Annotated in this window: 25 protein-coding genes and 1 other RNA gene; 16 read left to right on the top strand and 10 right to left on the bottom strand. The window is 64.3% G+C overall.

Going from position 1 to position 25,987, the window contains the following annotated elements; all coding sequences use genetic code 11:
* Positions 1-40 precede the first annotated feature (40 nt).
* Positions 41-742: a cytochrome c family protein gene (locus FJ986_RS09430; RefSeq protein WP_140496880.1), complete on the bottom strand. Its 702-nt coding sequence runs from the start codon at positions 740-742 to the stop codon at positions 41-43.
* A 191-nt stretch (positions 743-933) separates the two neighbouring features.
* On the opposite strand from FJ986_RS09430, the gene FJ986_RS09425 reads away from it, so the two are divergent.
* The gene (locus FJ986_RS09425; protein WP_140496878.1) at positions 934-1,662 is read left to right on the top strand and encodes a 3-deoxy-manno-octulosonate cytidylyltransferase; all 729 of its coding nucleotides are present in this window, start codon (positions 934-936) and stop codon (positions 1,660-1,662) included.
* A 35-nt stretch (positions 1,663-1,697) separates the two neighbouring features.
* The gene (locus tag FJ986_RS09420) at positions 1,698-2,561 is read left to right on the top strand and encodes a prephenate dehydratase (protein WP_140629826.1); all 864 of its coding nucleotides are present in this window, start codon (positions 1,698-1,700) and stop codon (positions 2,559-2,561) included.
* A gap of 1 nt (position 2,562) precedes the next feature.
* Here FJ986_RS09420 and FJ986_RS09415 read toward each other — a convergent pair whose 3' ends face one another.
* Genes FJ986_RS09415 through FJ986_RS09405 form a run of 3 tightly spaced genes read right to left on the bottom strand, consistent with a single transcriptional unit; the run spans position 2,563 to position 4,294 of the window.
* Positions 2,563-2,862 (bottom strand): Dabb family protein, encoded by a 300-nt coding sequence (locus tag FJ986_RS09415; RefSeq protein WP_140496873.1) that lies wholly within the window; start codon positions 2,860-2,862, stop codon positions 2,563-2,565.
* Positions 2,863-2,881: 19 nt separating this feature from the next.
* Positions 2,882-3,823, bottom strand: coding sequence for an NAD(+) diphosphatase (nudC, locus tag FJ986_RS09410; protein WP_140496871.1), 942 nt, complete (start codon positions 3,821-3,823; stop codon positions 2,882-2,884).
* 51 nt (positions 3,824-3,874) lie between these two features.
* On the bottom strand, positions 3,875-4,294 hold the full coding sequence (locus FJ986_RS09405; protein ID WP_140556749.1) for an HIT family protein: 420 nt from the start codon (positions 4,292-4,294) through the stop codon (positions 3,875-3,877).
* Between the two features lie 144 nt (positions 4,295-4,438).
* Between FJ986_RS09405 and ffs the strand changes: the two genes are divergently transcribed.
* The 13 genes from ffs (at position 4,439) to FJ986_RS09335 (ending at position 16,695) form a co-directional block, all read left to right on the top strand.
* Positions 4,439-4,535, top strand: an RNA gene (ffs, locus tag FJ986_RS09400) — signal recognition particle sRNA small type.
* 105 nt (positions 4,536-4,640) lie between these two features.
* Positions 4,641-6,473, top strand: coding sequence for a DNA polymerase III subunit gamma/tau (locus FJ986_RS09395; protein WP_140559691.1), 1,833 nt, complete (start codon positions 4,641-4,643; stop codon positions 6,471-6,473).
* Positions 6,474-6,503: 30 nt separating this feature from the next.
* Entirely contained in the window at positions 6,504-6,827 is a 324-nt protein-coding gene (locus FJ986_RS09390; protein WP_140674080.1) for a YbaB/EbfC family nucleoid-associated protein, read from the top strand.
* 71 nt (positions 6,828-6,898) lie between these two features.
* Positions 6,899-7,306 (top strand): hypothetical protein, encoded by a 408-nt coding sequence (locus FJ986_RS09385; protein WP_140496863.1) that lies wholly within the window; start codon positions 6,899-6,901, stop codon positions 7,304-7,306.
* Positions 7,307-7,502: 196 nt separating this feature from the next.
* Positions 7,503-8,462, top strand: coding sequence for a cell wall hydrolase (locus FJ986_RS09380; RefSeq protein WP_140496861.1), 960 nt, complete (start codon positions 7,503-7,505; stop codon positions 8,460-8,462).
* Positions 8,463-8,560: 98 nt separating this feature from the next.
* Positions 8,561-9,166, top strand: coding sequence for a recombination mediator RecR (gene recR / locus FJ986_RS09375; protein ID WP_140513120.1), 606 nt, complete (start codon positions 8,561-8,563; stop codon positions 9,164-9,166).
* A gap of 197 nt (positions 9,167-9,363) precedes the next feature.
* Complete coding sequence (locus tag FJ986_RS09365; RefSeq protein WP_140674078.1) at positions 9,364-10,641, top strand: lytic murein transglycosylase; 1,278 nt, start codon at positions 9,364-9,366, stop codon at positions 10,639-10,641.
* 253 nt (positions 10,642-10,894) lie between these two features.
* On the top strand, positions 10,895-12,538 hold the full coding sequence (locus tag FJ986_RS09360) for an ABC transporter substrate-binding protein (RefSeq protein WP_140674076.1): 1,644 nt from the start codon (positions 10,895-10,897) through the stop codon (positions 12,536-12,538).
* A gap of 9 nt (positions 12,539-12,547) precedes the next feature.
* Positions 12,548-13,615: an ABC transporter permease gene (locus FJ986_RS09355; protein ID WP_140674074.1), complete on the top strand. Its 1,068-nt coding sequence runs from the start codon at positions 12,548-12,550 to the stop codon at positions 13,613-13,615.
* A 196-nt stretch (positions 13,616-13,811) separates the two neighbouring features.
* Positions 13,812-14,738 (top strand): nickel transporter permease, encoded by a 927-nt coding sequence (gene nikC, locus FJ986_RS09350; protein WP_140496850.1) that lies wholly within the window; start codon positions 13,812-13,814, stop codon positions 14,736-14,738.
* Positions 14,735-15,595 carry an ABC transporter ATP-binding protein gene (locus FJ986_RS09345; RefSeq protein ID WP_140674072.1) on the top strand — a complete coding sequence of 287 codons (861 nt, stop codon included), beginning with the start codon at positions 14,735-14,737 and terminating at the stop codon, positions 15,593-15,595. The genes nikC and FJ986_RS09345 overlap by 4 nt, the downstream gene beginning before the upstream one ends.
* Complete coding sequence (locus FJ986_RS09340; RefSeq protein ID WP_140674071.1) at positions 15,592-16,341, top strand: ABC transporter ATP-binding protein; 750 nt, start codon at positions 15,592-15,594, stop codon at positions 16,339-16,341. The genes FJ986_RS09345 and FJ986_RS09340 overlap by 4 nt, the downstream gene beginning before the upstream one ends.
* A gap of 39 nt (positions 16,342-16,380) precedes the next feature.
* The gene (locus tag FJ986_RS09335; RefSeq protein WP_140674069.1) at positions 16,381-16,695 is read left to right on the top strand and encodes a hypothetical protein; all 315 of its coding nucleotides are present in this window, start codon (positions 16,381-16,383) and stop codon (positions 16,693-16,695) included.
* A 12-nt stretch (positions 16,696-16,707) separates the two neighbouring features.
* Here the strand turns inward: FJ986_RS09335 and FJ986_RS09330 are convergent, their stop codons facing one another.
* Genes FJ986_RS09330 through FJ986_RS09320 form a run of 3 tightly spaced genes read right to left on the bottom strand, consistent with a single transcriptional unit; the run spans position 16,708 to position 22,018 of the window.
* Positions 16,708-19,806, bottom strand: coding sequence for an efflux RND transporter permease subunit (locus tag FJ986_RS09330; RefSeq protein WP_140674067.1), 3,099 nt, complete (start codon positions 19,804-19,806; stop codon positions 16,708-16,710).
* A complete protein-coding gene (locus tag FJ986_RS09325; RefSeq protein ID WP_140674065.1) occupies positions 19,803-20,882 on the bottom strand; it encodes an efflux RND transporter periplasmic adaptor subunit in 1,080 nt (359 codons plus the stop codon). The genes FJ986_RS09330 and FJ986_RS09325 overlap by 4 nt, the downstream gene beginning before the upstream one ends.
* Entirely contained in the window at positions 20,879-22,018 is a 1,140-nt protein-coding gene (locus tag FJ986_RS09320) for an efflux RND transporter periplasmic adaptor subunit (RefSeq protein ID WP_140674063.1), read from the bottom strand. The genes FJ986_RS09325 and FJ986_RS09320 overlap by 4 nt, the downstream gene beginning before the upstream one ends.
* Positions 22,019-22,484: 466 nt before the next feature.
* Here FJ986_RS09320 and FJ986_RS09315 point away from each other — a divergent pair, with 466 nt between their 5' ends.
* On the top strand, positions 22,485-23,762 hold the full coding sequence (locus FJ986_RS09315) for a 4-aminobutyrate--2-oxoglutarate transaminase (protein WP_140670860.1): 1,278 nt from the start codon (positions 22,485-22,487) through the stop codon (positions 23,760-23,762).
* 54 nt (positions 23,763-23,816) lie between these two features.
* Here FJ986_RS09315 and FJ986_RS09310 read toward each other — a convergent pair whose 3' ends face one another.
* From FJ986_RS09310 to FJ986_RS09300, 3 genes are read right to left on the bottom strand one after another with little or no spacing between them, the layout of a single operon-like run.
* Positions 23,817-24,137 carry a type II toxin-antitoxin system RelE/ParE family toxin gene (locus FJ986_RS09310; RefSeq protein ID WP_181175321.1) on the bottom strand — a complete coding sequence of 107 codons (321 nt, stop codon included), beginning with the start codon at positions 24,135-24,137 and terminating at the stop codon, positions 23,817-23,819.
* Positions 24,138-24,148: 11 nt separating this feature from the next.
* Positions 24,149-24,379, bottom strand: coding sequence for a type II toxin-antitoxin system ParD family antitoxin (locus FJ986_RS09305; RefSeq protein ID WP_140496834.1), 231 nt, complete (start codon positions 24,377-24,379; stop codon positions 24,149-24,151).
* Positions 24,380-24,416: 37 nt separating this feature from the next.
* Complete coding sequence (locus tag FJ986_RS09300) at positions 24,417-25,670, bottom strand: FAD-dependent oxidoreductase (RefSeq protein WP_140670864.1); 1,254 nt, start codon at positions 25,668-25,670, stop codon at positions 24,417-24,419.
* Between the last annotated feature and the right edge of the window lie 317 nt (positions 25,671-25,987).

The raw sequence follows: 25,987 nt of genomic DNA, 5'->3' as shown, positions 1-25,987 counted from the left end.
TGAACCCGGCTTTTTCAAGGTCGTCGAGACTATATCCGGTTTATTGAGCAGGCGCCGGTGCCGGGGCGGCCGGAGCTGGTGCGGCGGGAGCCGCAGGCGCCGCTGGCTTGGCGGGAGCTGCGCCTTCGGCCGGCTTGGCCGGTGCGGCCCCTTCGGCGGGCTTGGCGGGGGCGGATGCATCGGCGGCAGCGCCCGGCGCGGGCAGCGGCTTGGGATTGTCCGACAGCGTGCGCAGATAGGCGATGACGTTGGCGCGGTCTTCTTCCTTCGGCAGGCCGGCAAAGCCCATCGCCGTGCCTTTCACGAATTTTTTCGGCGAGGTGATGAAGTGGTTGATGTTGTCGTAGGTCCACTTCTCTGTGCCGCCCTTGGAAAACTCCTTCATGCCGGCCGAATAGGCGAAGCCCTCATGCTCGGCGACCGGACGGTCGATGAGATCCCACAAATCCGGGCCGACCTTGTTGGGGCCGCCCTTCTCGCCGGAGTGGCAGGCCTGGCATTTCTTGAAGATGGCAGCGCCCTGTTCGGCACTTGCGTTGGCCAGAAGATCCGCGATCGGCTTTTCGGCGGCTGCCGGAGCGGCGGGACCGCCCTCGGCGGGCTCGGCGGCCTCGATGGCGAAGCCGGGCTTTTCCGGAGCGGGCGAGGCAAACAGCGCGTCCGACACGATGCCGACCGAGAACACCACGAAAACGGTTCCGAGCAATCCGGCGAGCAGCTTGTTGACTTCGTTGGAATCCATACGCCCCTTGCTCCCTTTTCCGGCGGACCGATCCGTCCACTCCGTCCGTCGGTATCGAGACCTGCCCTCCAGAGCCGGTCAAATCGCGCGGAAACTAGGTCTTTTGCTCCGGCGTTGCAACACCTATAAGGGCGCTTCCAGTGAGACCTTTTGCCACTTTCCCCTCCTCGTTTCGAACGCCCGCCAAACCGATGTCCACCTTGATCCTGATCCCCGCGCGCATGGCCTCGACCCGGCTCCCGGGCAAGCCGCTGGCCGACATTGCCGGCGCCCCGATGATCGTCCATGTCGCGCGCCGCGCCGCCGAGGCCGGGCTTGGCCGTGTGGTGGTGGCGACCGACACGCAAGGCGTGGCGGAAGCGGTGCGCGCGCATGGTTTCGAGGCGGTGATGACGCGCTCGGACCACGAATCGGGTTCGGACCGGATATTCGAGGCTCTGACGGTGCTGGATCCGGCAAACAAGGTCGAAACCATCGTCAATGTGCAGGGTGACCTGCCGACCATCGATCCCGCGATCATCGTGGCCTCGCTCAGGCCGTTCGAGGACAAGGCGGTGGACATCGCAACGCTCGGCGTCGAGATCGAGCGCGACGAGGAAAAGACCAATCCCAACGTGGTCAAGATCGTTGGCTCGCCATTGTCGGCCACCAGGCTGAGGGCGCTTTATTTCACCCGGGCCACCGCGCCCTGGGGCGAGGGCGCGCTCTATCATCATATCGGCCTCTATGCCTATCGCCGCTCGGCGCTCGAGCGCTTCGTGGCGCTCAAGCCGTCGCCGCTGGAACGACGCGAGCGGCTGGAGCAGTTGCGGGCGCTGGAAGCCGGCATGCGCATCGACGCCGAGATCGTGCGGTCGCTGCCGCTCGGCGTCGACACGCCGCAAGACCTGGAACGGGCCAGAACGATCCTTTCAAACTGAGCGCCGAACCGACACCCCTTCAACGAGAATTGGCCATGCCTGAAAAGACCAACAGAATATCCTTCCAGGGCGAGCCCGGCGCCAATTCCGACACCGCCTGCCGTAACGTCTATCCCTCGATGCAGCCGCTGCCGTGCCCGACCTTCGAGGATGCGTTCAACGCGGTCGAAACCGGCAAGGCCGATCTCGCCATGATCCCGATCGAGAACACCATCGCCGGGCGCGTCGCCGACATTCACCATCTGCTGCCGGAATCGAGGCTGCACATCGTCGGCGAATATTTCCTGCCCATCCATTTCCAGCTGATGGTGCTGCCAGGTGTGAAGCGTGACGAGATCAAAACCGTCCACAGCCACATCCATGCGCTCGGCCAGTGCCGCAAATACGTCCGCAAAAATGGCTGGAAGGCGGTTGTCGCCGGCGACACGGCGGGCGCGGCCAAGATGGTCTCCGAGGTCAAGGACCGCACCATGGCCGCCCTGTCCCCGGCATTGGCCGCAACGCTCTACGGCCTAGACATCATCGAGGAGAATGTCGAGGACACCGATTCCAACGTCACGCGCTTCGTCGTCCTGACCAAGAACAAGCAGTGGGCCGAACGCCCGTCGCCTGACGCCAAGATGATGACGACCTTCATCTTCCGGGTCCGCAACGTGCCGGCCGCCCTCTACAAGGCAATGGGCGGTTTCGCCACCAACGGCATCAACATGACCAAGCTCGAGAGCTACCAGCTCGGCGCCTTCACGGCGACACTGTTCTATGCCGACATCGAGGGCCACCCCGACGATCCGCTGGTCAAGCTGGCGCTGGACGAGCTTCGCTTCTTCTCGCGCGAAGTGCGGATCCTCGGCGTCTATCCGGCGAGTGAGTCACGCGAGCAGTGGAAGGTAGCGGATTGAGCTACCAGCCAAGGGGCACATAGTCGATCTCCATGAAGGTCTCGACTTCGGGGATCCAGCGGTCGCGCACGAAGGCGACGTGGTCGGGATGGTCGTTGTACCTGGTATAGGCGGCCTGGTCGGCGAATTCCATGGAGAAGCCGAACTGGTAGTCGTTCTTGGGGCTGACCTGGCGCAATTGTTCGAAATGGGTGACGCCCCTGATCGCCGAGAGGATTTTCCTGGCGTCGACCAGGAACCTTTTTTCCTCCAGCGAGTGCGGCGGATGCTTCAGCGTGAACACGACGGTATGGCGGATCATTTCCCTCTCCTGATTTCCATTATTCGCTGTCGACCCAGGCGCGGATCAGGTGATGCGCGATGGCTCCCTTCGGCGGCGTGATCAGATTGCCCGGATGCTCCCTGGCCAGCATCAGGCGCACCTCGTCGCGCAAGAACCAGCGGCAGTCTTCCAGCTCGTTGAGGTCGGCCTGGATGTCTTCATTGAGCGGCTCGCCGAAGCAGCCGATCATCAGCGAATAGGGGAATGGCCAGGGCTGGCTGGCGTGGTAGACGACGCGGCCGAGCCGGATTCCCGCCTCCTCCAGCGTCTCGCGGCGCACCGCCGCCTCGATCGTTTCGCCCGGCTCGATGAAGCCGGCAAGGGCGGAGTACATGCCCGGCGCGAAATGCCGGCCGCGCCCGAGCAGGCATTTCTCGCGCGTCGCCGTCAGCATGATCGCCACCGGATCGGTGCGTGGAAAATGCTCGGTGCCGCAATTCGGGCAATGGCGCTTGTAGCCGCCGGCCCGCATTTGTGACTCGGTCCCGCATTTGCTGCAGAAACGATGGCTGGCGTGCCAGGCGAGCAGCGCGGCGCCCTGCGCCATCGCCCCGGCGGCCGCTTCGTCGATCAGGCCTTGCATATAGACCGAGCGGTAGTCGATGGCCTTGACCGTTTCCGGAAGCTGTTCCGGCTCGAGGCCGGCGGTCACCGCCAGCACCGGGCCCTGGTCGGAGAATCCGAGCAGCACGCCGCTGCCGGGCAAGGTCTGGAAGGGCAGGCTTTCGGCGACGCCGAACCAGGGGTCGAAGCTGCCGTCACGAACCTTCAGGTAGAGCCGGCCGCCCTGCATCAAAAGCAGCCTGGTTCCAGGATCGGCGAGCGCTTTGTCGACCGAATCGTCGGCGCGGTTCTCGGATTGTCGGTCGATACTGTTGCCGGCGAAGCCGACGAATTGGCTCGGCTCGCGCAAGGGCGCGTCAAACAGGCTAAAGCTCATGCGGACTCTGGGCGTTCGGGATGGACACGTTCGGGATGGACACGGGAAGGCTTATAGCGCCGCCCTTATCGTTTCGGCAAACCGGCGCAGCTCGGAGCGCTGATAGGGCTCGCGCAGGCCGTGCCCCCACACCGGGCCTGGCCAGCCGGGATCGCCTTCCGAACGGGCGATGACGTGGATGTGCAGCTGGCGCACGATGTTGCCGAGCGCGCCGGTGTTGATCTTGGTGCAGCCGGTCACCTTCTTCAGCGCCTGAGCCACCATATTGGTCTCGAAGGTCAGCATTGTCTGGTCGAGCGGCGTCATGTCGTGGATTTCCTCCACGCCCGGCCGCTGCGGCACCAGAAGCAGCCATGGCCAGCGGCGGTCGTTCATCACGCGCAGTTCACACAGCCCAAGCCACATCAACTGCTCGCTGTCCGCCTCCAGCCGGGTATCCAGCGTGAATCCGGCCTTCAGGCCCGGCAGCATCGGCGTTTCCCTTGCTTTGGTGTTTTCCTCAGAGTCATGAACGCTAGAGCGGCTGCATCGAGGCTGCAAGCGAATCTCGTGGCTGATGCAGCCGATTTGCCTGCGCCCTTGCATTTCGTCGCCGAATTGCCGATATGGACGGAGGGAGGTTGGTGGTGGACGATCCACTCGCCAACCGGGTCAGGTCCGGAAGGAAGCAGCCCTAACGAGCCCGGAACGGGTCATTGTTCCAGCCTCCCACCTCATCGGCCCTTCTCGCGACGTTGACGACGCATTGCAGCGCGGGCGAAACTATGCGCAGGAATCGGCCGCCTTTTGGCGCGGCCATTTGGAGTTTTGCGGGCGAATGAGCGAAGCCGGAAATTCGGGACCAAAAAGCCTGGAGATAGGCAAGGCTGGCGCCTATCGCGTGCTGGCGCGCAAGTACCGTCCGGCGAATTTCTCCGAACTGGTCGGCCAGGAGCCGATGGTGCGCACGCTCACCAACGCTTTCGCCACCGGCCGCATCGCCCAGGCCTGGATGTTGACCGGCGTGCGCGGCGTCGGCAAGACCACGACCGCGCGCATTCTCGCGCGGGCCCTGAATTATAAAACGGCAACAATCGACCAGCCTTCCGTCGACCTTGCCGTGCTCGGCGAGCACTGCCAGGCGATCATGGAAGGCCGCCATGTCGACGTCATCGAGATGGATGCCGCCTCGCACACCGGCATCGACGACATCAGGGACATCATCGAACGGGTGCGCTACGCGCCGGTCTCGGCCCGCTACAAGGTCTACATCATCGACGAAGTGCACATGCTGTCGACGCAGGCCTTCAACGGCCTGTTGAAGACGCTGGAAGAGCCGCCGCCGCACGTCAAGTTCATCTTCGCCACCACCGAAATCCGCAAGGTGCCGATCACCGTGCTGTCGCGCTGCCAGCGCTTTGACCTGAGGCGCATCGATGCGGCTGTGGTGAAGGCTGATCTCGCCCGGATAGCGGGCCTGGAAGGCATCGAGGCGGAAGACGACGCGCTGGCGATGATCGCGCGCGCGGCCGAGGGGTCGATGCGCGATGCTCAATCGATTTTCGACCAGGCCATCGCGCATGGCGGTGGTGCGGTCAGCGCCGAAGCCGTGCGCGCGATGCTGGGTCTCGCCGATCGCGCCCGCGTCGTCGATTTGTTCGAACATGTCATGAAGGGTGACGTTGCCGCGGCACTGGCGGAATTGCGCGCGCAATACGACACCGGCGCCGATCCGGCCGCCGTGCTGACCGACCTTGCCGAATTCAACCATCTCGTCACCCGGCTGCGTTTCGTGCCGGCCGCCGCCGACGACGCGGCGCTGTCGCAGGACGAGCGCGAGCGCGGCGCAGATTTCGCGCGGACGCTCTCGATCAAGGTGCTGTCGCGGACGTGGCAGATGCTGCTCAAGGGCATCCCGGAGGTGCAGTCCTCCAACCGGCCGGTAAGTGCAGCCGAGATGGTGCTGATCCGGCTGGCACACGCGGCCGACCTGCCTACGCTGGACGAGGCATTGAGGTCGCTGGAGAACGGCCTGCCGGCGCCGGGCGCCGCGCCGCGTTCGAACGGCGCGCCGGCGAGCCCCGGTAATGGCGGCGCTCCTGGTGGCAACGGCGCCAGCGCAGTGGCGCAGGCGCGCATGCCCGGCGGGTCGGGCGGCGCGCAGACCATGCGGCTGGTGGAAGCCGCGCCCGCTCCGGCCGCCTTCATTGCGCCTGTGCAGCCGGCGCCGGAGGCGCAGCCAATACCGCTGAAATCGCTGGCCGATATTGTCGCCCTTGCCGACGCGCAGCGCGACATCGCCTTCAAGGTGCTGGTCAAGCGCTGCATCCGCCTCGTGCGCATCGAGCCCGGCCGCATCGACGTCAGCCTGACCGACGATGCGCCCAAAATGCTGCTCAACGATTTGACGACCAAGCTGCGCGCTTGGACCGGTCGCAACTGGCTGGTGTCGCTGTCGAAGGAAGAGGGCGGCCAGACGCTGGCCGAAATGGAATCGACCAGGCGCGAGAACGCTTTGCTCGACGCCAAGAGCGATCCGACGGTCGCCGCCATCCTGGCGCGTTTTCCCGGCGCCAGGATCATCGACGTGCGCATCCCCGACGCGCCGGAAGCCGACGCGGTCGAAGCCGAAGTGCCGGTCGAGCCGCCGGCGGACGACGACGAACCCTGACGAAACCACGACTCTGCAAAGGATCGGACCATGAAAGATCTTCTCGGCCTCATGGGCAAGGCGAAGGAAATGCAAGCCAAGTTCCAGGCTATGCAGGACGAGATCGCCACGGTCGAAGCCGTCGGCCAGGCCGGCGGCGGCCTGGTCATTGTCACGTTGACCGGCAAGTTTGAGATGAAGTCGCTGAAGATCGACCCGTCTCTGTTCAAGGAGGATGAGGTCGAGATCCTCGAAGACCTGCTTCTGGCCGCTCACAATGACGCCAAGGCCAAGGTCGAGCAGATCATGCAGGAAAAGACCCAGGCGCTGACCGCCGGCCTGCCGATTCCGCCGGGAATGAAACTGCCGTTCTAGATGCATGTCGCCCAAGAGTGTGCGACGGTTTTGGGGATAACGACATGCATAAAGCCAAAGACTAGTTGGCCATGGCCGAAGAGCCGTCCGAAAGGCTGATCGAGCAGCGTATCCGCAACAGGATCTACGAGATCCTGGAAATCCTGGCCGATTCTGATGCCGGCGTCGATCTCGTCGGCATCAAGGGCTATTTCAACCTGTTCGAGGATTTCGTGCATCGCCCCTCGATCGAAGCGGGCACTTCGGCGCTCTCGAAGGAAGAACGCGCCATCGTGCTGGAGATCGCGGATTTCCTGGAGGCTGCCGGAGAGGCCAACCCCGATTTCACCAGGTCCGAGTTCATCGACAGCGACTGGCCGGGAAAGATCGCGCCGGTCGCCCGCAATGCGCGAGCATTGTTCCTGAAGCGCGGGCTGTTCTCGGAGAAATTCGAAGAAATTGAGCCAGGACGGCCGGCAGCGATTTCAGCCGGGCGATAATGCATGTCGTCCAAAAGCGGTCTCGGCCTGGACAAGGGCGTGCATAAAACAAAGGCTTGAAGTCCGGATCTTGCCACGTAACTGTGCCAGTTTGGCAACAGCATCTCACCAATAACGTTTTAGCCATCATTTTGCCCGAAAGTGTCTCATTCTTGCCGCAGCCTGGGGGCGGGCATCGAAGTGAGAGGGTTACCTGTTGATTGCCACGCGATGGAAGACGCCGCTGTTGCTCGGCGTCGTCACGTCTCCCCTGTTCCTGGCCGCTTGCAGCCAGACCGCGTCACACGGCATGTCCAGCCTGACCGACGCCATCACGCCGAGTTTCCTGAGCTCTCGCGGCTACCACACGCCGAAGGACAGGGAATGCCTGGAAAGGGCGATGTTCTTCGAATCCAACCGGTCGAGCCGCGATGGCATGATCGCCGTCGGCACTGTCGTGATGAACCGGCTGCGCTCCGGCAAACATGGTGACACCATCTGCGCGGTGGTGGGCGAGCGCGGCCAGTTCGCGCCCGGCGTCATGACCAGGCCGATGAATTCGCGTGCCATGCCCGATGTCGAGGAAGCCGCCGACGCCGTGCTCAAGGGCGAGCGCAAGGCCAAGCTCAAGAACACGATGTATTTCCACACCGCGGGCCTGCGCTTCCCCTACAAGAATATGCATTACACCATGGTCGCCGGCGGCAATGCGTTCTACGAGAAGCGCGGCCGCAACTGGCAGCCGCTGCCGGACGAGCCGACGGTCGCGGTCGCCTCGGCCGAGCAGCCAGCAGCCTTGCCCGGAGTAGCCGCGACTCGTGTCGCTTCCGCCGAGCCGACGGCCAAGACATCCGATCGCACCGCTGCGGCGTACGTGACTGCCGCGGCGGAGCCGGTGCGCTCCGGCAAGGCGGCCCAGCAGACCTACGTGACGGCATCGGCTGCGCCGGCCGCAAAATCCGCGCGCGTCCAGGAGAAGCCGACGATGGTGGCGATGCAGGAGCCGATGGAGGAACCGGACGCCGCTCGTTTTGGCGGGACCTTGAACACGAAGGTCATTTCCTCGGTGCAGGGCGCGCCGCAGGAAGCGGCGATGGGGTTCCAGTCGACGCCTGAGAACACGGATGCCATCGGCGCAATGATCGTCAGCCAGAGCCGTCCGCTCGAAACCAACTGAGGCGGGCCGCACTTGACGGCCTGCCGGTGCTGGTTGGAGACGCGGTCCGGACGCAAAACCGCTTCGCACTTTTCGCGGAATTGCTCTAGATCAGGGCAATGTCCAAGCGAATCGCGGGTCCCGAGATCGAACGCCTGATCCAACTCCTGGCCAAAGTGCCGGGGCTTGGTCCTCGTTCGGCCAGGCGCGCCGCGCTGCATTTGATCAAGAAGAAGGAACAGCTGCTGTCGCCGCTCGCCGCCGCCATGGGCGAGGCGGCCGACAAGGTGCGCATTTGCTCCACCTGCGGCAATGTCGACACGTCCGACCCCTGCATGATCTGCACCGATCCGCGCCGTGACGCCGGCACGCTGATCGTCGTCGAGGACGTCTCTGATCTGTGGGCGCTGGAGCGGGCGGCGGCGATGAACGTGCGCTACCACGTGCTGGGCGGCACGCTGTCGCCGCTCGACGGCATCGGCCCCGATCAGCTCAACATCCGCTCATTGGTCGACCGCGTCGCCGGCGGCGAGGTCAAGGAGATCATCCTGGCCGTCAATGCCACGGTGGAGGGCCAGACCACGGCCCACTACCTGACCGATCAATTGTCCGGTTTCGAGGTGAAGATAACGCGGCTGGCGCATGGCGTGCCGGTCGGGGGCGAACTCGACTATCTCGACGAAGGCACGCTGGCGGCAGCGCTGCGCTCCAGGACGGCGTTTTGACGCGATTGCGGGGAAGGATGCTTGTCACGGTGATCCCGCATCCTCAAAAGTTGGCGTTCCGTGGCGCCCCCCTCTGTCCTGCCGGACATCTCCCCCTCAAGGGGGGAGATTGGCAATTTCGCAGCCGGCATCTCCTTTTCAACGGCGGTGTTTGGCGAAGGCAGAGACAACGGTCGATCTCCCCCCTTGTGGGGGAGATGGCCGGCAGGCCAGAGGGGGGCGCCAAGGAACGCGGCCTCCGCAAGTTCTGCTTTGCGTTTTTCCTGGCGATACTGGCTGCACTGTTCCTCTCCACCTCCGCCTCGGCCGCCAAGATCGACGACCAGTTCCGCGCCTGGCTCCGGAGCGATCTGTGGCCTGACGCCAAGGCCAAGCGCATTTCCAAGCAGACCTTCGATGCCGCTTTCGACGGTGTCAAACCCAATCTCAAGCTGCCCGATCTTGTCATGCCCGGCGAGAAGCCGAAGACGCCGCAGAAGCAGCATCAGGCCGAGTTCGGCTCGCCCGGCGCCTATTTCGCCGAGAAGACCATCCGCGCCGTCACATCGGGCGGGCGGACGCGCGCGGCGGCCAACGCCAGGACGCTCGCCGCGATCGAAAAGCGCTATGGCGTGCCGGGCGAGGTCCTTTTGGCGATCTGGGGTCGCGAAACAGGATTCGGCGCGGCGAAGATGCCTTACGACGCCTTCGAGGTGCTGGGCACCAAGGCGTTCATGTCGACGAGGAAGGACTTCTTCCGCACCGAGCTGCTGGCGGCGCTCGAGATCGTCGAGCGTGGGCTGGCCCCGGTGGATGCGATGAAATCGTCCTGGGCCGGCGCGCTCGGCCAGCCGCAATTCATGCCGACGTCGTTCCTCAAGCATGCCGTCGATTTCGATGGCGACGGGCGCGTCGACATCTGGAGCTCGACGCCTGACGTGCTCGCCTCCATCGCCAACTATCTCGTCCATTATGGCTGGGTGAGGGGACGTGGCTGGGGATTCGAAGTGACCGTTCCCGAGAGCGTCTCCTGTTCGCTCGAAGGCCCCGACCAGGGCAAGACAATCTCGCAATGGGCCGCAATGGGCATCAAGCGTGTCGGCGGCAAGGCATTCCCGGCGAGCGAGCTGAAGGCCGAGGGCTTCCTGCTGATGCCGGCCGGCCGCAGCGGCCCGGGCTTCATCGCCACGCCCAATTTCTACGTGCTGAAGCAATACAACACCAGCGACCTCTATGCCCTGTTCATAGGCCATGGCGCCGATCGCATCGCCCATGGCGATGCGAATTTTTCCGGCAACTGGGGCGCGGTCGGTGACCTCCACCGCTCCGATATCGCCGCCCTGCAGCGGGCGCTGGAGGCCAAGGGCTATGATGTCGGCAGCGCCGACGGGCTGCCCGGCTTCAAGACCCGCCGCTCGATCGGCGCCTGGCAGGAAAAGAACGGCAAGCCCGCCACCTGCTTTCCCGATGCCGGCCTGGTCGCTGCTCTGAAGTAACTCTCAAGTCAGGGTTTTTTCTCGACTGCCGGCCTCTGTTGGCCTTCGCATGCTCCCGCTCGCCCGCCTGCCACTATGATCCAGTGAGCCGACGCATAAATGCTCGTTGCCCGCCGCGAGGCCGCCGGATATGCTGTTGACCAACTGGACAAAAACCACGACGGTAAGTGGTCAAAGGGGGCCCTTGTCGGCCTGGAAAAACACCGCAACCCTGAGCCGGGAACTCAGGTCAACAAAACAGGGAACAATCACCATGATGATGGAAAAGCTTGCTCTACGATCCCGCATTCTGCTTGCGGGTGCCGCAATGTCGGCGCTGCTTCTCGCGGGAGCGCCGGCTGGCGCGGTCACGCCAGCCGACACGCTGGTCGAAGGCTTTGCCATCGACGACATCATCTCCATGGATCCGGGCGAGGCGTTCGAGCTGTCGACCGCCGAGGTCACCGGCAACACCTATGACCTGCTGGTCCGGCTCGACCTCAGCGACACCTCCAAGGTCAAGGGCGACCTCGCCGAAAGCTGGACCGTCTCGGACGATGGCCTGACCTACACGTTCAAGCTCAAGCCCGGCCTGAAATTCGCCTCGGGCAACCCGATCACCGCGGCCGACGTCGCCTATTCGTTCGAACGCGCCGTCAAGCTGGACAAGAGCCCGGCCTTCATCATCGACCAGTTCGGGATCAGCGGCGACAATGTCGCCGAAAAGGCCAAGGCGGTCGATGACACCACCTTCCAGTTCATCGTCGACAAGGCCTATGCGCCGAGCTTCGTGTTGAACTGCCTGTCGGCCACCGTCGCCTCGGTCGTCGACGCCAAGCTGGTCAAGGAACATGTCGCGGCGGTCACGCCGAGCGCCGACTACAAATGGGACAATGATTTCGGCAATGCCTGGCTGAAGACCGGCTATGCCGGCTCGGGCGTCTACAAGCTGCGTGAGTGGCGCGCCAACGAGGCCGTCGTGCTCGAACGGAACGACAATTACTACGGCGAAAAGGCAAAGCTTGCCCGCGTCATCTACCGCAACATGAAGGAAAGCTCAGCACAGCGCCTGGCGCTTGATGCCGGCGACATCGACGTCGCCCGCAATCTCGAGCCGAACGACCTCGACGCCATTGCCAAGAACGCCGACCTCACCACAACCAGTGCGCCGAAGGGAACTGTCTACTACATCAGCCTCAACCAGAAGAACCAGAACCTCGCCAAGCCCGAAGTCCGCCAGGCCTTCAAATATCTGGTCGACTATGACGCGCTGAGCTCGACCATCCTCAAGGGCATCGGTGAAATCCACCAGACTTTCCTGCCCAAGGGCGTGCTCGGAGAACTGGACAAGAACCCGTTCAAGCTCGACGTCGCCAAGGCCAAGGAACTGCTGGCCAAGGCAGGCCTGCCCGACGGCTTCAGCGTGACCATGGATGTGCGCACCGGCCAGCCGACAACCGGCATGGCGGAATCGATCCAGCAGACGCTCGGCCAGGCCGGCATCAAGCTTGAGATCATTCCCGGCGACGGCAAGCAGACGTTGACCAAGTACCGCGCCCGCAACCACGACATCTATATCGGTCAGTGGGGCCAGGACTATTTCGATCCGAACTCCAATGCCCAGACCTTTGCCTCGAACCCGGACAATTCGGATGAGGGCAAGTCCAAGACGCTGGCCTGGCGCAACGCCTGGGATATTCCGGACCTGACCAAGCAAACCGAAGCCGCTTTGCTGGAGAAGGATTCGGGCAAGCGCGCCGACATGTACAAGGATCTGCAGCAGAAGATCCTGGACACCAGTCCCTTCGTCATCATCCATCAGCAGCTGGAAGTCGCCGGGTTGCGCAAGAACCTCAAGGGTTTCGCGCTCGGCCCGAGCTTCGACACCAATTTCGTTGGGCCGGTTTCCAAGGAATAGCGCCGGCGGATGAGCGTAGCTGAAAATCAGGCGGCGGCAGGGCGCGGCAGCGCCCGCGCCGTCACCATTTTCTCATCGATCGGCCGCTTCCTGGTGATCGCGATCACGACCTATCTCGGTCTGCTCGCGGTGACCTTTTTCATCGGCCGCGTCATCCCCATCGACCCGGTATTGGCCGTGCTCGGCGACCGGGCGCCGGCCAATGTCGTGGAGCGCACGCGCCGCGAGATGGGTCTCGACCTGCCGCTGATCGAGCAGTTCTACATTTACGTCAAAAATGCTCTCAACGGTGATTTCGGCACCTCGGTGCTGACCACCAATCCGGTCATGACCGACATCCGCCGCGCCCTTCCGGCAACGACGGAACTGGCGACGTTGGGGACACTGATCGGCGCGCTGTTCGGCGTGCCGCTGGGTGTGCTGGCTGCCGTCAGGCGCGGCAGCCTCATCGACCAGGTCGTCCGCGTCATCGGCTTGATCGGCTATTCCGTGCCGATCTTCTGGCTTGGCCTGCTCGGGCTCGTCCTGTTCTACGCCAAGCTGCAATGGGTGGCTTTCCCGGCGCGGCTCGAAGTCGTCTACGAATATACCTTCACGCCGATCACTGGCTTCTACCTTCTCGATTCGGCGATGCAGGGGCAGTGGGATGTCTTCTGGGACGCGTTCCGCCACATCATCCTGCCGGCCTCGCTGCTCGGCTATTTCTCGCTCGCCTATATCAGCCGCATGACGCGCTCCTTCATGCTCAACGAACTCACCCAGGAATACATCGTCGCCGCGCGCGCCAAGGGCCTGTCGGAAACCCGCATCATCTGGGCTCATGCATTGCGCAATGCCGCCGTGCCGATGGTGACAGTGATCGCGCTCTCCTATGCCGGGCTGCTCGAAGGTTCGGTGTTGACCGAGACGGTCTTCTCCTGGCCCGGCATCGGCCTCTACATCACCAATTCGCTGCAGAATGCCGACATGAACGCGGTGCTCGGCGGCACCATCGTCATCGGTTCGGTGTTCATAGCCATCAATCTTCTGTCCGACCTGCTTTACCGCGTGCTCGACCCGAGGACCAAGGTTCGATGAGCAGACGAATCCCGCTTTCGGCCTCGGCTGCCGCCAATCACCCCCACTCCGGCCCTTCGGGCCACATCTCCTCTTGCCCGGGGGAGAGGAAGAGCCGGTCGCACGCCTGGCGCCTTTCCTCTCCCCCGTCGAACGGGGCAGAGTTGGTCTGCGGAGCAGACCGGAGTGGGGGCCGACAGCGCCAAGAGGCATCGTCATGACCGCCTCCGACGCCGCCCCCCTCTCCCGCCGCGACTGGCTGCTCAGCGAGCGGCCGGCCTCGCGCATGCAGGCGAGGCTCGGCCGTGCCTATGTCGCGTGGCGGCGTTTTTCCGCCAATCGGCTGGCCTTTCTCGGCCTGCTCATCATCATCGCGCTGCTGGTCATTGCCGCCCTTGCAGGGGTACTGGCGCCTTATTCGCCGACCTTCGGCGATCTGAAGAATGCGCGCCTGCTGGCGCCAAGTGCTGAGCACTGGTTCGGCACCGACGATCTCGGCCGCGATATCCTCTCGCGCATTCTCTACGGCTCGCGCTGGACGCTGTACGTCGTCATCCTGGTCGCCATCATCGCCGCCCCCATCGGCCTCGTGGTCGGCACCGTCGCCGGCTATGCCGGCGGCTGGACCGATGCCATACTGATGCGCATCACCGACATCTTCCTCGCTTTCCCCAAGCTGATCCTGGCGCTGGCCTTTGTCGCGGCCCTCGGCCCCGGCATCGAGAACGCGGTGCTCGCCATCGCCATCACCTCCTGGCCGCCCTATGCCCGCATCGCGCGTGCCGAAACGCTGACTGTGCGCAATTCCGATTACATCAAGGCGGTGGAACTGATGGGCGCCTCGCCCTTCCGCATCGTGCTGCGCCACATCATGCCGCTCTGCATCTCCTCGCTGATCATCCGCGTGACGCTCGACATGGCCGGCATCATCCTCACCGCCGCCGGCCTCGGGTTCCTCGGCCTCGGCGCGCAGCCGCCGCTGCCCGAATGGGGCACGATGATCGCTTCGGGCCGCCGCTTCGTGCTCGACCAATGGTGGGTGGCCGGCGCGCCGGGCTTCGCCATCCTGATCGTCAGCCTCGGCTTCAACCTGCTTGGTGACGGCCTGCGCGACGCGCTCGACCCGCGGAGCGGCGACCAATGAACGGCGAAACGAGGACACGGCCGGAACGCGCATTGCTCGAAGTCGACGATCTGCGCGTCACCTTCCCGACGCGCACCGGGCTGATCGAGGCCGTGCGCGGCGTCTCTTTCTCGCTCGGCCGCGAAAGGCTGGGCATTGTCGGCGAGAGCGGCTCGGGCAAGTCGCAGACCGGCCGTGCCATCATGGGGCTGACGCCGCCACAGGCGCGGATATCAGCCAATAAATTGGCCTTCGACGGCATCGACCTGCTCGGCGTCTCGGCGCGCGAGCGCCGCGCGCTGCGGGGCAATCGCATCGCCATGATCCTGCAGGATCCGAAATATTCGCTCGATCCGGTGATGAGCATCGGCCGCCAGATCGTCGAGACGCTGCGCACGCATGAGAAGGTCTCCAAGGCCGAGGCGCGGGAGCGCGCGCTGGCCATGCTGGAGGCGGTGCAGATCCGCGACCCCCGGCGTGTCTTCGACCTGCATCCGCACGAGGTCTCCGGCGGCATGGGCCAGCGCGCCATGATCGCCATGATGCTGATCGCCGGGCCGGAAATGATGATCGCCGACGAGCCGACCTCGGCGCTCGATGTCACCGTGCAACTCGACGTGCTCGGCATTCTCGACCGGCTGGTCGGCGAGCGCGGCATGGGGCTGATCTTCATCTCGCACGATCTGCGCCTGGTCTCGTCCTTTTGCGACCGCGTCATTGTCATGTATGCCGGCAAGGTGGTGGAGCAGCTCAAGGCCTCCGAACTCGGTCGCGCCCAGCATCCCTACACGCGCGGCCTGCTCAACTGCATGCCCAAGATCGGCGCCGATCGTCACCCGCTGCCGGTGCTCGACCGCAAGCCGGAGTGGGCGGCATGACGTCAGCAATTGCCGTCGACGGGCTGGAGGTCATCTTCGACCGCTTTCGCGCACTGAAGGGCGTCAGCCTGGACGTGCAGCCGGGCGAATCCTTCGGCCTGGTCGGTGAATCCGGCTCCGGCAAATCGACGCTGCTCAGGGCGATCGCCGGCCTCGCGCCGGTCGCTTCGGGCAGCATCACGGTCAACGGCAAGAAGCTCGGCGCGCGCCGCGACAAGGCCTTTTACCGCGAAGTGCAGATGGTGTTCCAGGATCCGTACGGTTCGCTGCACCCGCGCCAGACCATCGACCGCCTGCTGCAGGAACCGCTCGCCATCCATGGTTTTGGCGACGGCGAAAAGCGCATCCAGCGGGCGCTCGACGAGGTCGGCCTGGGCAGCGGCTTCCGCTTCCGCTACTCGCATCAATTGTCGGGCGGCCAGCGCCAGCGCGTCGCCATTGCCCGCGCGCTGATCCTCGAACCGTCGATCCTGCTGCTCGACGAGCCGACCTCGGCGCTTGATGCCTCGGTGCAGGCCGAGGTGCTCAACCTGCTCGAGGAGGTACGCCGGCGGCGCAAGCTGACCTTCCTGATGGTCAGCCACGACCTCGCCATCATCACCCATATGTGCGAGCGGCTGATGGTGATGCAAAGCGGCGAGGCGGTGGAGAATTTGACGGCGCATGACCTGGTCGAGCGGCGCGTGACGAAGGATTACACGCGCAATCTCTTGCGGGCCAGTGACGGGTTTGTGAGAGCTATTTGAATTCGCTTGTCTTGCGAACCGATCGTCTTAGGGGACCTCATGAGGGAATGGCAGTTTGCAGATCCTCCTAACGTCGCGGTGTTTTTGGACAGGGGCATAGTAACCCGGGGCGACTGGATCGCATATGTCTCGCATGACGATGACGACGGCAGTTGGCAATTCCACAACAGCGAAACCGGACCTGTTGAAGAAGGCGACATAATGATCGTGAACCTGCAAAGCGTTTTGCAGCGGGATGAAAGCATCCAGATCTTGGCCGACTTGCCGGAAGGCTGGCATGCCTGGCGCAGCTCAAAATCGTCACCTTGGCAGCGGGCCAAATCGCGTCCCACACCCACCAACGACAACGAATGACTCGGCAATGTCTCAGGTCTGAGCTTGCACCGGTTCGCCGGTCTCCAGAGCGGGCGGCTCATCCCGACGCTTCGGCTCCTTGATCCTGAACCACGTCACGTAAAGCGCCGGCAGGAACAGCAGCGTGATCGCAGTACCCGCGATGATGCCGCCCATCATCGCGTAGGCCATCGGTCCCCAGAACACTTCGCGCGCGATCGGGATCAGCGCCAGGCTGGCGGCGGCGGCCGTCAGCGCGATCGGCCGCATCCGGTGTTCGGTCGCCTCGATAACGGCGGCCCAACGGTCCTTGCCCTCCGCGACAAGGTCCTCGATCTGCACGATCAGGATGACCGAGTTGCGGATCAGGATGCCGATCAGGGCAAGCACGCCGAGGATGGCGACGAAGCCGAGCGGCGCGCCGCTCGGCACCAGGGCCGCCACCACGCCGATCAGCCCGAGCGGCGCCACCGCAACGACCAGAAACAGGCGCTGGAAGCTCTGCAGCTGGACCATCAGGATGGTTGCCATCACAAACAGCATCAGCGGCACGACGGCCGCGATCGGCCCCTGGCTCTTGGCGCTTTCCTCAACGGAGCCGGCGGTCTCGATCGAATAGCCCGGCGGCAGCTTGGCGATGAAGGCATCGACCGAAGGCTTCAATTCGTTGACCACCGTTGCCGGTAGAACGTCGCCGACCAGGCCGGCCCGCACCGTGATGGTCGGGATGCGGTCGCGTCGCCACACCGTCGGCTGTTCGAGCTCGTAGCGGAAGTTGGCCACCGCCGCGAGCGGGATGGCCTCGCCGGTGCTGGTCGGCAGTTGCATGTTCTGCAACGTCTCGATCGAACCGCGTTCGGCCTCGCGCGAGCGCGCCACCACATTGATCAGATAGGTGGCATCGCGCACTTGCGTGATGGTGGCGCCGCCGACGGTGCTGTTGAGCGCGCTGGCGATGTCGGAGGAGGTGATGCCGAGCTGCCGCGCCTTGTCCTGCAGCACGTCGACCCTGAGCACGCGCTGCGGCTCGTTCCAGTCGAAGGTCGGCGCGGCGAGCTTGGGATTGGCCGAGATGACGCCGGCGAATTGCTGCGCCAGCGCGCGCACCGTCTGGATGTCGGGCCCGCCGACGCGGTACTGCACGGGGCGGCCGACAGGCGGCCCGAGTTCGAGCAGCTTGACGAAGGCGTCGGTGCCGACGAATTCCTCGCGCAGCAGCTTTTCCAGCGCCGGCTTCACCCGGTTGCGAGCCTCGATGCTTTTGGTGACGATGACCGTCTGGCCGAAATAGGGGTTGGCCGGTTGCACGTCATAGGCGAGCACGAAACGCACCGCGCCCTGGCCGATATAGGACGAGAAATGATCGATATCGGGATTGCCGACCAGGGCTCGCTGCTCGAACCGCTCCATCTGCTCGCGCGTGTCGGCGATCGAGGAATTCTGCGGCAGGTTCCAGTCGACGATCAGCTCCGGCCGGTCCGATGGCGGGAAGAACTGCTGCTGCACCAGGCCGAAGCCGGCGATCGAGGCGGCAAACAACAGCACCGTGGCGATGATGGTCAGCCAGTGATGGCGCACCGAGCCGACAAGGGCACGCCGGAACAGCGAGGTGAAGCGGCCCGGCTGGTCGTGATGCTTCGTCTTCATCGCCGCCGGCAGGATGGTGACGCCGAGCAGCGGCGCGAACAGCACCGCCACGATCCACGACACCAGCAGCGACACGGCGATGACCACGAACAGGGTGAAGGTGTATTCGCCGGCGGCGCTGTTGTTGAGGCCGATCGGAATGAAGCCCGCGACGGTCACCAGCGTGCCGGTCAGCATCGGAAAGGCGGTCGATGTGTAGACATAGGTCGCCGCCTTGCGCAGGCTATCACCGACCTCCAGCCGCGCCACCATCATCTCGACCGCGATCATCGCGTCGTCGACCAGAAGCCCGAGCGCGATGATCAGCGCACCGAGCGAGATGCGCTGCAGCGAGATGCCGAGATAGGACATGACCGTGAAGGTGATGGCCAGCACCAGCGGGATCGACAGCGCCACGACGAAGCCGGCGCGCATGCCGAGACTGATGAAGGACACGGCCAGCACGATGGCCACCGCCTCGAACAAGGCGCGCGTGAAGCCCGAGACCGCTTCCTCGACGATGACCGGCTGGTCGGCGACCAGATGCACGCCGACGCCGACCGGCAGGTCTGCCAGCACCTTGTTCATCGCCTCATGCAGCGCCTCGCCGAATTTGAGCAGATTGGCGTTGGGCTTCATGCCGATGGCAAGCCCGATCGCGTCCTGGCCGTTGAAGCGGAACAGTGCCGTTGGCGGATCGGCATAGCCGCGCGTGATCGTCGCCACGTCGCTCAGCCGGAAGAAGCGGTCGTTGACGCGAAGATTGATTGCGCGAAGGCTCTCTTCGGAGGTGAACTGGCCGCCGACCCGCACGCTGATGCGTTCCGGGCCGGATTGGATGACGCCGGACGGGGTGATCGCGTTCTGCGCCTGCAGGCTTGCCACGATCGCCTGTTGGTTGAGGCCGAGGGCCGCGATCTGGCGGGTCGAGAATTCGAGATAGATCGCCTCGTCCTGGGCACCGACCAGGTCCACCTTGCCGGCATTCGGCACGGTCAGGATTTTTGTCCTGACATCCTCGACATAGTCGCGCAGCTGGCGCGGCGTCAGCCCGTCCGACGTAAAGGCGTAGATGTTGCCGTAGACGTCGCCGAAACGGTCGTTGAAGAACGGTCCCTGGACGCCTTGCGGGAACTGCGCCTTGATATCGTTGACCATGTTGCGCACCTGAATCCAGTTCGGCACGACGTCGCGCGCCTTGGTGGTGTCCTTCAGGTTGACGAAGATGACGGTCTGGCCGGCTGTGGTGACGGATTTGGTGTAGTCGAGGCTGTCGAGTTCCTCGAGCTTCTTCTCGATGCGGTCGGTCACCTGCTGCACCGTCTCCTTGACCGAAGCGCCGGGCCAATTGGCCTGGATGATCATGGTCTTGATGGTGAAGGCGGGGTCTTCCTCGCGGCCGAGGTTGAGGTAGGAGAAGATGCCGGCCGCAACGAAGACCAGCATGAAATACCAGACCATCGAGCGGTGGTTGAGCGCCCAGTCGGAAAGGTTGAAGCCCTTCATGAGGCCCCTCCCGCGGGCAGTTTGACCTTCTGGCCTTCGGTCAGGCTGTGGACGCCGGCGGTGACGACGCGCATTCCCGCTTCCAGCCCCTGAGCCACCGTGAAGGTTCCGCCGTTCCTGGAGGCAACCTTGATCTCGCGCGTGCTCACGCTCGATGTCTGCGCATCGACGACCCACACCCTGTCGGAGCCGTTCCTTTGGAAGAGCGCCGACAGCGGCAGTTCGATCGTCGGCTCCACCGTGGTCATGCGCGTTGCGGTCACGGTCGAGCCGAGCCGGAAGGCCTGCGGCGGATCGGTAAGCGTCAGCCGCACGCGCCGCGTGCGCGTCGAGCCCTCGGCCTGCGGCGCGATCTCGCGCAGCTTGGCCTCGGTCCGGATCGTCGGCAGCGATTGCAGGATGACCTGGAACGGCGTGCCGGCCGTGAGATCGCCGGTCAACTGGTCGGGAATATCGACCACCGCTTCGCGCGGGTCCGAGCGCGCCACGGTGACGACCGTCTGGCCGGGGGAGACCGTCTGGCCGACCTCGGCGCCGACAGCGGTGACGACGCCGTCGAAATCCGAGAACAGCCTGGCATAGCCGAGCTGCTCCTGCGATTTGGCCAGCGAGGCCTTGGCCCGCTCGACACTGGCCTCGGCCGCCTTCCTCGCCTGCTGCGCGGCATCGAACACGGCTTGCGTGGTGTTGGCGGTGGCAAGCAATTGGCGCTGGCGCTCCTCGCTGGCGGCGGCGTTGGCAAACTGTGCCTCGGCATTGGAGAGCTCGGCCTTGGCCGCCTGGACGGACAGCTCCAAGGCGGTCGGGTCCAGTGCCGCGATCGTCGTGCCCTTGCTGACGATGTCGCCGACATTGACGTCGCGGGACACGACCCGGCCGAGCAGGCGAAAGGCGAGATCGGCGCTGACCTGCGGCTCGACCGATCCGGCGAAGCCGAAGACCTGCGTGGTGCGCGGCTCGACCACCACCGACAGCACCGGCCGGATGATCTCCGGCGGCTTCTCCTCCGATTTCGAGCAGGCGGCGAGCGCGCCAAGCGCGATCACGCCAAGCAGGAGGCGCGGCAGCCGGCTCATTGGCCCGCTCCCGATATCTCGATTTTCTGACCCGCACTGAGCAGCTGTCCGCCCGCGGTGACGACGCTTTGGCCCTCCTCCAATCCCCTGGCGATGACGACGGTGCCGGAATTGAAAGCCAGCACCTCGACCGGTGCCATCGTCACCGTACCGGTCGAGGGATCGACGATCCAGACCGCCGGCTTGCCGGCGCTGGACGTCAATGCCTGCCAGGGCAGCAGGATCGCCTTGGCCGGTTTGGCGCCGACCGAGCCGATGACGGCCGCGCCCAGCGGCATGCCGGCGGGCGTATCGGCAATGCCGACCTTGACCCGGATCGAGCCCGACGCCGGATCGACCGCCGGGGAGATTTCGCGCACCTTGCCCGTTGCCCTGATCTGCGGGTCGGACAGGAGCGTGATCGTCACCGCCGGCGAGGTCGGCGTCCTGGCGATCAACGTCTCCTGGACGTTGAACACCGCGTCGCGGTCGCCGTCCTCGGCGACGGTGAAGACGGTCTGCGCAGCCTGCACCACCTGGCCGGTTTCGACCTGGCGGGCGGTGATGACGCCCGCGGCGCCAGCCTTGAGTTCGGTGAAGGACAGGTTCTGCTTGGCATTGGCGAGCGCGCTCTGCGCCGCGTCGAGGCTGCCTTGCGCCACCTTCAATGCCTGATCGGCGGCGTCATAGTCGCGCCTGGTGGTGTAACCCTGGGCAAGCAGCGTCTTTTGCCGCTCGAAGGCGGCGGCGGACTGGGTCAACTGCGCTTGCGCCGCGTCGAGATCGGCCTGCGCCGAGCGCAAATCGGATTCCTGCTCCTGCGGGTCGATGCGGGCAAGCACCGCGCCCTTGTCGACATGCTGGCCGACATCGGCAAGCCGTTCGGCGACGCGGCCGCCGACCCGGAACGACAGATTGTTCAGCGTGCGCGCCGCGATCACCCCGGTCAGCGCGGTTCTCGGCGCATAGTCGGCCATCGCCACGGTCTCGGTGCGCACCATGATCGGCAGCTTTTTTTCCGCCGCTTCCTGTTTCTGGCAGCCGGCCAAAAGCAGGACGGCCGTGCAAGTGAAAAGCGCTACGCCGATGGAAAAAGTCGAAAAATTGGAAGGTTTGACCGATGGCGGCGAGACGGACGATGTCGCGTTCCTGCTCATGGGTTCCCTCAGCCGCAGGCCGCTCGCCGATCGCGATGCCTCGCGGATCCCGGCACGATAGTCGATCTCCCGAAAAAGGAAACCGGACTCGTACCCGTGTCAGGCATCCGACTCGGGTTTGCAAAGGCCTGACGACGGCCAGTCCCGGCCGGGCAGCTTTTCGTGATAGGAATTTTTTCCTTGACGAGGTGAAGGCAACTATGATAGATATTTGGATATGGTGCTGAGTTGCGCCAGGGACCCGCCGCACAGGCGGGTTTTTCCGTTCAATGATCCTCAACAGCGCGCCGCGAAGGCTCCGAACCCGTTAACGCAGTCCGTTGCCCTGGTACGGATATCGCCGGCTGGTCAGGCGCGATACCTCAGGCCCAATCGCCTGCCGGCGGTGCCGACTTGAGGAAAGCATGAAATAAGCCCAGAAGACATCTGATCAAGCAGAACGGGCGCCGGCCCTATGAGGGACATCATGAAGAACTCAGCCATTTCCGAACGCAAGAGCCAGTCGATCTCGCGCGGTGTCGGTATGACCACGCAGATTTACGCCGACCGGGCCGAGAACTCGGAAATCTGGGATGTCGAGGGCCGCCGCTACATCGATTTCTCCTCCGGCATCGCCGTCGTCAACACCGGCCATCGCCACCCCAAGGTCATCGAGGCGGTCAAGGCGCAACTCGACCGCTTCACCCACACCTGCCACCAGGTGGTGCCCTATGAGAGCTATGTAAGGCTGGCCGAACGGCTGAACGGCATTCTTCCGGGCAAGTTCGAGAAGAAGACAATCTTCGTCACCACCGGCGCCGAGGCGGTCGAGAACGTCATCAAGATCGCCCGCAATGCCACCGGCCGCCAGGCCGTCATCGCCTTTGCCGGCGGCTTCCATGGCCGCACCTTCATGGGCATGGCGCTGACCGGCAAGGTCGTGCCCTACAAGGTCGGCTTCGGCGCCATGCCGGCCGACGTCTTCCACGCCCCGTTCCCGGTGCCGCTGCACGGCGTGTCGGTGGCCGATTCGCTTGCCGCGCTCGATCGCCTGTTCAAGGCCGACGTCGATCCGGCCAGGGTCGCGGCCATCATCGTCGAGCCGGTGCAGGGCGAGGGCGGCTTCTACGAAGTGCCGCGCGATTTCATGACCGCGCTGCGCAAGATCTGCGATCAGCACGGCATCCTGCTCATTGCCGACGAGGTGCAGACCGGCTTCGCCCGTACCGGCAAGATGTTCGCCATGGAGCATCATGAAGTGACCGCCGACATCACCACCATGGCCAAGGGCCTGGCCGGCGGCTTTCCGCTGGCTGCGGTCACCGGCCGCGCCGAGATCATGGATGCGCCTGGCCCCGGCGGGCTGGGCGGCACCTATGGCGGCAGCCCGATCGGCGTTGCCGCCGCGCATGCGGTGCTTGACGTGATCGAGGAAGAGAAACTGTGCGACCGCGCCAACTCGCTCGGCGCCAGGCTGAAGCAGCGCCTGGGATCGATCCGCGACGACGTCCCGGAAATCGTCGACATCCGTGGCCCCGGTTTCATGAACGCGGTCGAGTTCAACGACGTCAGGAAGGGCTTGCCATCGGCGGAGATGGCCAATGCGGTCAGGCTGAAGGCACTCGACAAGGGGCTGATCCTGCTCACCTGCGGCGTTCACGGCAACGTCATCCGCTTCCTGGCGCCGCTCACCATCCAGGACGGCATCATGACCGAGGCGCTCGACATTCTGGAAAGCTCGATCCGCGAGGTTCGCGCTGCCTGAAGGGCCGGCGCCCATTTCTCCTGACGGCTTACACTGAGCCCGGTGAACGTGCCGTCAGGAGCTCGGATTCTGTAACCAGGCTGGAATGTCCATCTTGGCGTGCAGCACCCGCCAAACATCGATATGTTCGGTCTGTTCAAGATAAAAAATCAGGTATGGATAGCGCCTGACTTGCACGCTACGCAGACCAGGCAATCCAATTTCGTAGCCATATCTCAGAGAGCCCGATGCGGGATGGCTGGCTAGCAGTTTGTAGGCGTTTTGAAGCTCCTCGATGTAGCCCAATGCCGCGCGCGAACCAGCTTCTCGCGTATAGTAATCGACAGCATCCTCGACATCCCGCAGGGCTAGTTTTCGAGGAATGATCGCCTTTATGGGCACTTACTCTATTGGCCCTGCGCCCGTTTCCGCAGCGCGGCGAAATAGTCGTCGTCAACCGGAGCGCCCGGGGCGGACGATGCGCCCTCAAGGAGCAAGCCGCGCAGAAGCTGACGATCTTGATCGCGGCGGATCAATTCACGCACATACTCGCTGCTCGTGCCATAGCCGCGATCGGTCACTTGCTGATCGACAAAATGCTTCAAGCTTTCCGGCAGGGAGATGTTCATGGTGCTCATTCAGGCATTTTATAGCCTATGGCAAAAATTGGCAATCTTAGGCACTGGCCTCGGCTGACTCTTTGTTCTGGAACGCGACCAGCGCCGCTTTCAATCCGTCCGGCCCCGCTGCCACCGTCTGTGGCGCCGGCGAGAAGCCGGCGCTCAGCATCTTGCGGCCGAGCATGTGGTCGCCGGGGCGGTTGACCGATTCGATGCCGAGCAGCCTGTCTGCGGCATAGTGGTAGATCGAGAACTTGTTGTCGGCGAGATCGCCCAGCACGACATGGCTGTCGCCGCCGGATGTCAGGCCGACCATCTGCAGCTTCATGTCGCCGATGTCGGACCAGAACCAGGGCACGGCCGAATAGGCGTCGGCATGGCCCGTTATGGTGCGCGCGGCAAGCCGCGCCTGGTCGGTGGCGTTCTGTACCGATTCCAGCCGCACGTCGCCGCCGGTGAACCAATGCCGATAGGAGGCGGCGTCGCCGATGGCGAGGATTTCCGGCACCGAGCTACGCATCTGGTTGTCGACGCGAATGCCGTTGGCGATGGTGAGGCCGGCTTCCCCGGCCAGTTCGACATTGGGCACGGCGCCAATGCCGACGACGACCATGCGCGCCGGCAGCCTTTCGCCAGACGAGGTGATCGCTGCCGTGACATGGCCGTTTTCGCCCTCGAGCCTTGCGATCGTGGTGCCGGTGAGAATGTGCACGCCGGTCGCTTCCAGCCGTTGGCGGACATGGCTCGCCACGATCGGCGCCACGGTGCGGCCAAGCAGCCGGTCAACCGCTTCCACGACCGTTACGGTGCGGCCGGCCGCGCGCAGCGTCGCCGCGATCTCCAGCCCGATGAAGCCGCCGCCGAGGATAACGACGTCTTCGCTCCGTGCGCTCAAGTCCCGGATCAGCCGCGCATCGGAAAGCGAGCGCAGCGACACCACACCGGACAGATCCGCGCCCGGCAGCGGCAGCAGGCGCGGGCGCGAGCCGGTGGCGAGGATCAGATGATCGAAGGCAAGTTCGCCGCCGCCTGATATCTCCAAACGGCGACGTCCGGCATCGATGCGGTCGATCCGAACGCCCGGCCGGTAGTCGACGGCGCTGCCGGTGTAAAATGCCTCGCCACGCAAGGGTTGCGGCTTGGCCTCGGCATCCTTGATGAAGGTCTTCGACAGCGGCGGCTTGTGATAGGGCAGTTCGTTCTCGTCGCCGACGAGGATCACCGGCCCGTCGTAACCCTCCTCGCGCAGGCTTGCCGCCGCCTGCACGCCCGCATGTCCCGCACCGACAATGACCACGCCGTTCTTCATCGCATTCCGATCCCAAGCTTGATTTTAGGATGTCTCGCCACGTGGCAATTGTCTGGCGCCGCCGCAAGAGGCCATTTGCGGGTCGCACCCGGAACGGCGGCTGTCAATCGGACAGTTCGGCGATGACGTCGGCACACGGTGCAGGCGGCTAAAGTTGACTATCGCAGTTTAGAATAATTCTAAACTGTTGTTTCGATTGAGTTTTCCTGTCGATTTTCGTTGACTTCCATCGGTCCTGAAGCTTTATGGGGCCTCGCGCATCGGCGCATCCCTTTGATGTCTGGGCCTTGAACCCTTTCGATTGGAGGCATTTTGGT

This window comes from Mesorhizobium sp. B1-1-1 (assembly GCF_006442955.1).
Taxonomy (GTDB): Bacteria; Pseudomonadota; Alphaproteobacteria; order Rhizobiales; family Rhizobiaceae; genus Mesorhizobium.
Note: the sequence above shows the minus strand (reverse complement) of the source record. Positions and strands in the feature narration are given on the sequence as shown.

Bases quoted from the DNA above. Each gene is read 5' to 3' on its own strand.
- FJ986_RS09430 (WP_140496880.1), bottom strand. From the start codon at position 742: ATGGATTCCAACGAAGTCAACAAGCTGCTCGCCGGATTGCTCGGAACC.
- FJ986_RS09425 (WP_140496878.1), top strand. From the start codon at position 934: ATGTCCACCTTGATCCTGATCCCCGCGCGCATGGCCTCGACCCGGCTC.
- FJ986_RS09420 (WP_140629826.1), top strand. From the start codon at position 1,698: ATGCCTGAAAAGACCAACAGAATATCCTTCCAGGGCGAGCCCGGCGCC.
- FJ986_RS09415 (WP_140496873.1), bottom strand. From the start codon at position 2,862: ATGATCCGCCATACCGTCGTGTTCACGCTGAAGCATCCGCCGCACTCG.
- nudC (WP_140496871.1), bottom strand. From the start codon at position 3,823: ATGAGCTTTAGCCTGTTTGACGCGCCCTTGCGCGAGCCGAGCCAATTC.
- FJ986_RS09405 (WP_140556749.1), bottom strand. From the start codon at position 4,294: ATGCTGCCGGGCCTGAAGGCCGGATTCACGCTGGATACCCGGCTGGAG.
- FJ986_RS09395 (WP_140559691.1), top strand. From the start codon at position 4,641: ATGAGCGAAGCCGGAAATTCGGGACCAAAAAGCCTGGAGATAGGCAAG.
- FJ986_RS09390 (WP_140674080.1), top strand. From the start codon at position 6,504: ATGAAAGATCTTCTCGGCCTCATGGGCAAGGCGAAGGAAATGCAAGCC.
- FJ986_RS09385 (WP_140496863.1), top strand. From the start codon at position 6,899: ATGGCCGAAGAGCCGTCCGAAAGGCTGATCGAGCAGCGTATCCGCAAC.
- recR (WP_140513120.1), top strand. From the start codon at position 8,561: ATGTCCAAGCGAATCGCGGGTCCCGAGATCGAACGCCTGATCCAACTC.
- FJ986_RS09365 (WP_140674078.1), top strand. From the start codon at position 9,364: ATGGCCGGCAGGCCAGAGGGGGGCGCCAAGGAACGCGGCCTCCGCAAG.
- FJ986_RS09360 (WP_140674076.1), top strand. From the start codon at position 10,895: ATGATGATGGAAAAGCTTGCTCTACGATCCCGCATTCTGCTTGCGGGT.
- FJ986_RS09355 (WP_140674074.1), top strand. From the start codon at position 12,548: ATGAGCGTAGCTGAAAATCAGGCGGCGGCAGGGCGCGGCAGCGCCCGC.
- nikC (WP_140496850.1), top strand. From the start codon at position 13,812: ATGACCGCCTCCGACGCCGCCCCCCTCTCCCGCCGCGACTGGCTGCTC.
- FJ986_RS09345 (WP_140674072.1), top strand. From the start codon at position 14,735: ATGAACGGCGAAACGAGGACACGGCCGGAACGCGCATTGCTCGAAGTC.
- FJ986_RS09340 (WP_140674071.1), top strand. From the start codon at position 15,592: ATGACGTCAGCAATTGCCGTCGACGGGCTGGAGGTCATCTTCGACCGC.
- FJ986_RS09335 (WP_140674069.1), top strand. From the start codon at position 16,381: ATGAGGGAATGGCAGTTTGCAGATCCTCCTAACGTCGCGGTGTTTTTG.
- FJ986_RS09330 (WP_140674067.1), bottom strand. From the start codon at position 19,806: ATGAAGGGCTTCAACCTTTCCGACTGGGCGCTCAACCACCGCTCGATG.
- FJ986_RS09325 (WP_140674065.1), bottom strand. From the start codon at position 20,882: ATGAGCCGGCTGCCGCGCCTCCTGCTTGGCGTGATCGCGCTTGGCGCG.
- FJ986_RS09320 (WP_140674063.1), bottom strand. From the start codon at position 22,018: ATGAGCAGGAACGCGACATCGTCCGTCTCGCCGCCATCGGTCAAACCT.
- FJ986_RS09315 (WP_140670860.1), top strand. From the start codon at position 22,485: ATGAAGAACTCAGCCATTTCCGAACGCAAGAGCCAGTCGATCTCGCGC.
- FJ986_RS09305 (WP_140496834.1), bottom strand. From the start codon at position 24,379: ATGAGCACCATGAACATCTCCCTGCCGGAAAGCTTGAAGCATTTTGTC.
- FJ986_RS09300 (WP_140670864.1), bottom strand. From the start codon at position 25,670: ATGAAGAACGGCGTGGTCATTGTCGGTGCGGGACATGCGGGCGTGCAG.